Source organism: Variovorax sp. 20P10.2.4 (assembly GCF_058244205.1).
The window spans coordinates 1-3,798 of the sequence record NZ_JBZAYE010000668.1; the positions used below are offsets into that span (position 1 = coordinate 1).

The 3,798-nt window shown below is 71.1% G+C and carries 5 protein-coding genes and 1 pseudogene; 3 read left to right on the forward strand and 3 right to left on the reverse strand.

The window, feature by feature from the left end:
* Both AC27VN_RS35325 and AC27VN_RS35330 read left to right on the forward strand, forming a co-directional pair.
* Positions 1-259, forward strand: a pseudogene (locus tag AC27VN_RS35325) (DMT family transporter); the annotation flags it as partial.
* 10 nt (positions 260-269) lie between these two features.
* Positions 270-761 (forward strand): glutathione peroxidase, encoded by a 492-nt coding sequence (locus tag AC27VN_RS35330; protein WP_490879625.1) that lies wholly within the window; start codon positions 270-272, stop codon positions 759-761.
* A 3-nt stretch (positions 762-764) separates the two neighbouring features.
* Here AC27VN_RS35330 and AC27VN_RS35335 read toward each other — a convergent pair whose 3' ends face one another.
* Complete coding sequence (locus AC27VN_RS35335) at positions 765-1,184, reverse strand: carboxypeptidase regulatory-like domain-containing protein (RefSeq protein WP_296774536.1); 420 nt, start codon at positions 1,182-1,184, stop codon at positions 765-767.
* 185 nt (positions 1,185-1,369) lie between these two features.
* Here AC27VN_RS35335 and AC27VN_RS35340 point away from each other — a divergent pair, with 185 nt between their 5' ends.
* Positions 1,370-1,597 (forward strand): hypothetical protein, encoded by a 228-nt coding sequence (locus AC27VN_RS35340; RefSeq protein ID WP_490879626.1) that lies wholly within the window; start codon positions 1,370-1,372, stop codon positions 1,595-1,597.
* Between the two features lie 4 nt (positions 1,598-1,601).
* Here the strand turns inward: AC27VN_RS35340 and glcF are convergent, their stop codons facing one another.
* The gene (gene glcF, locus AC27VN_RS35345; RefSeq protein WP_490879627.1) at positions 1,602-2,837 is read right to left on the reverse strand and encodes a glycolate oxidase subunit GlcF; all 1,236 of its coding nucleotides are present in this window, start codon (positions 2,835-2,837) and stop codon (positions 1,602-1,604) included.
* Positions 2,838-2,880: 43 nt separating this feature from the next.
* Positions 2,881-3,693, reverse strand: coding sequence for a YoaK family protein (locus tag AC27VN_RS35350; RefSeq protein WP_490879628.1), 813 nt, complete (start codon positions 3,691-3,693; stop codon positions 2,881-2,883).
* Positions 3,694-3,798: the final 105 nt, after the last annotated feature.

The window sequence follows — 3,798 nt, forward strand, 5'->3', positions numbered from 1 at the left end:
GGCCGCGCTGCTGGGCTTCGGCTTCGTGATCGCCAACGTCTGCCTGCAGTACGGCGCCGCGCGGCTGGCGGCCAGCGCGACGGCGGTGATCATGCTGTCGGAGGTGCTGTTCGCGAGCGTGTCGTCGGTGGCGCTGGGCGCGGCCACGATGAACTCGCGCATCCTCGCGGGCGGCGCGCTGATCGTGGCGGCCGCGGTCTGGTCCTCGTTTGCGCGAACGCCCGCCGCGAGCGAAGATCGCGCTCCTTCGACCCCTTGAGGAAATCCCCATGACCAGCGTCTACGACTTCGAGGCCAGACAGATCGACGGCCAGCCGGTGAGCCTCGCCGCCTACAAGGGCAAGGTGCTGCTCATCGTCAACACCGCGAGCAAGTGCGGCTTCACGCCGCAGTTCGCGGGCCTCGAGGAACTGCACGAGAAGTACGCCGGCCAGGGTCTCGCGGTGCTGGGCTTCCCGTCGAACCAGTTCGGCGGCCAGGACCCGGGCACCAACGAGGAGATCGGCGCCTTCTGCATGAAGAACTACGGCGTGAGCTTCCAGATGATGGAGAAGATCGACGTCAACGGCAGCGGCGCCGCGCCGCTGTACCAGTGGCTGGTGAAGGAGAAGCCGGGCCTGCTGGGCAGCACCGCCATCAAGTGGAACTTCACCAAGTTCCTGGTCGGGCGCGACGGCCAGGTGCTCAAGCGCTATGCGCCGCTCGACACGCCGGCTTCGCTCTCGCGCGACATCGAGGCGGCGCTGGCCGCCTCCGCCTGAAGCTCAGTACCTGAAGCTCGCGGTCGTCGAGCCGCTGCCGACCGTGACGGCCTGGCTCTTCGACTCGCCGCCCTGGGTGGTCGCGACCACCGTGTAGCGGCCCGCGGGAATGTCGACCAGGCACACCGGCCCCGAGGCGCGCAGCGAGAGCGCGGCGGCGCCGTCCGCCCCCTTGATCTCGACCTGCAGGTCGGCCAGGTAGGCGCCGTCGGCGCGCGCGAACAGCAGCGCCAGCGGGTGTTCCTTCATCGCGGCGCGCATGGCCTTCGACTCGTCGGAGCCGATGCCGCCGCAGACGTAGCGCGTGGCGCCCTCGCCCTTCCAGGCGGGCATGGCGGACTGGGCCTGGGCGCTGGTGAAGGCACCGGCCGCGAGCGACAGGAAGGCGGCCGCGAGCGCGGCACGGGTGGGAAAGCGGGACATGGGACGTACTCCTTGGCGCGATGGATGCAGAAATGATGCGCCGGCGCCACAGTCAGGCGAGTCGGACCAGGGCGCGGCAGCGTGTGCGGCGGTGGCGCAGCCGACCGGAAGCGCCGGCGCGCCAGGACCCGCTACAGTCGGCGGCTCCCGCACTTCCACGCCGCCGTCCTGGCGCCGCTCACGCCATGCGCCATCGCGCCGTCCCGCTCATCCTCCTGGCCCTGGCCGCAGTCCTCGCCGGCTGCGCGACCCGCACCGCGCCGCGCGTGACCATGCTCGGCGATGGCGTGCTGCGTTCGCCGAGCCCCGAGGAGGCCGAGGCCTACTGCCGCAACTTCGGCGCGCCGCTGCGCTTCGTGCCGCCGACCCAGGGCCGCGCGCCGCAGGGCGAGGTCACCTACCGCTGCGATTGAGGGCTCAGCCGGCCGGCTGCAGCGCCGCGTCGAGCAGCTCGACCCAGTGCCGCACCGGCAGCTCGCCGCTGCCGCTCTGCAGATGCGTGATGCAGCCGATGTTGGCCGACGCGATCGCCACCGGCTGCAGCTGCTTGAGGTGGCCCAGCTTGCGGTCGCGCAGCGGATAGGCGAGCTCGGGCTGCAGCACCGAGTAGGTGCCGGCCGAACCGCAGCACAGGTGCGATTCGTTCATCGCCACGCGCACATCGAAACCCAGTGCACGCAGATGGGTCTCGATGCCGCCGCGCAGCTTCTGGCCGTGCTGCAGGGTGCAGGGCGGGTGGTAGGCGATGGTGCCGGGCGTGGCGCGCACGCGGGCTTTGAGCGCTGGCACGAGGTCGGGCAGCAGCTCGCCGAGGTCGCGCGTGAGCTCGCTGATGCGCGCGGCCTTCAGCCCATAGGCCGGGTCGTTGCGCAGCACGTGGCCGTATTCGCGCACGGTGACGCCGCAGCCCGAGGCGTTCATCACGATGGCCTCCACCTCGTTGCGTTCGACCAGCGGCCACCAGGCATCGATGTTGGCGCGCATCTGCGCCTTGCCGCCCTCCTGGTCGTTGAGGTGGAACTTCACCGCGCCGCAGCAGCCGGCCTCGGGCGCGAGCACGGCCTGGATGCCACCCGCGTCGAGCACGCGCGCGGTGGCGGTGTTGATGTTCGGCATCATCGAGGGCTGCACGCAGCCCGCGAGCATCAGCACCTTGCGCGCATGCGTGGCGGTGGGCCAGGCACCGGCCTCCTGCTTCGCGGGCACCTTGGCCTTCAATGCCTCGGGCAGCAGGCCGCGCACCGACTGGCCCAGCTTCATCGCGGGGCCGAACAGCGGCGAGGGCAGGCCTTCCTTGAGCACCCAGCGCGTGGCCGATTCCATCGCGGGACGCGGCACCTTCTCGTCGACGATGCGCCGGCCGATGTCGACCAGGTGGCCGTACTGCACGCCGCTCGGGCAGGTGCTCTCGCAGTTGCGGCAGGTCAGGCAGCGGTCGAGGTGCATCTGCGTGCTGCGCGTGGGCGCCTGGCCCTCGAGCACCTGCTTGATCAGGTAGATGCGCCCGCGCGGGCCGTCGAGCTCGTCGCCGAGCAGCTGGTAGGTCGGGCAGGTGGCGGTGCAGAAGCCGCAGTGCACGCACTTGCGCAGGATGGCCTCGGCCTCGCGGCCGTCGTCGGTGCCGCGGAATTCGGGAGCGAGCTCGGTTTGCATCGTGGGGTCGGTTCTTGTCGTTGTCTCGTGAAACTCGCCGGCCTCAGGGGCCGGAGGACGCGTCGTTCTTGCGCCGCGGGCGGATCGCGCCGAGCAGCTGGCGCAGGTGGGCCGAACGCCGCACGTCCTCGATGAAGGGCGGCAGCGACAGCGCCAGCAGCAACGCCGCCAGCGGCACCACGCAGACGAAGCCGACGTAGGTGAAGCCGGCCGCGCCGACGATGCCGCCCGTGACGAACATGCCGACCAGCCCCGCGAACAGCCGCAGCCGCGCGGCGTTGTGGCGCACCGGTCCCGCCAGGGTTTCGCCGGGCTTCGCGCGGCGGTTCCAGTACAGCAGCTTGCCGAGCTCGATGCCGAGGTCGGTGAGGTTGCCGGTCATGTGGGTGGTGCGGATGCGGCCGCCCGAGGTCTTGGAGCCCACCGCGTTCTGCAGCCCCATGATGAAGGACAGCAGCAGCACCGTGAGCGGCACCGCGAAGGGCGTGTGCCAGGTCAGCGTGATCGCGCCCATCAGGCCGAAGGGCAGCATCAGCGCCGACTCGAGCAGCAGCGGCAGCGCATAGACGCTGCGCAGGTGGTGCTGGCGCGCCCAGTTGACCAAGAGCGCCGAGACCGCCGCGCCGGCCACGAAGGCCAGGATCGCGCCCAGCGCATTGAGCAGCAGGGTCGCGTTGCCGAGCACCAGGCCGTCGGCCACCTGCGAGGTGAAGCCGGTCATGTGCGAGGTGTACATGTGCAGCACCAGGAAGCCGCCCGCATTGACGGCGCCGGCGTTGAACGCGAGCAGCAGGCCCAGCATGTGGTTGGTCGAGGGCGCGCGGTGGCGGCCGGTGAGAAAGCGCAGGCGCCGCATGGGGGTCGTTCAGTCGAAGGCGTGCAGGCGGCCGCGGTCGAACACGGCATGCGGATCGAACTCGCGCATCAGCGCGCGGTGGATGCGCTCGACCGCGGGCTCGAG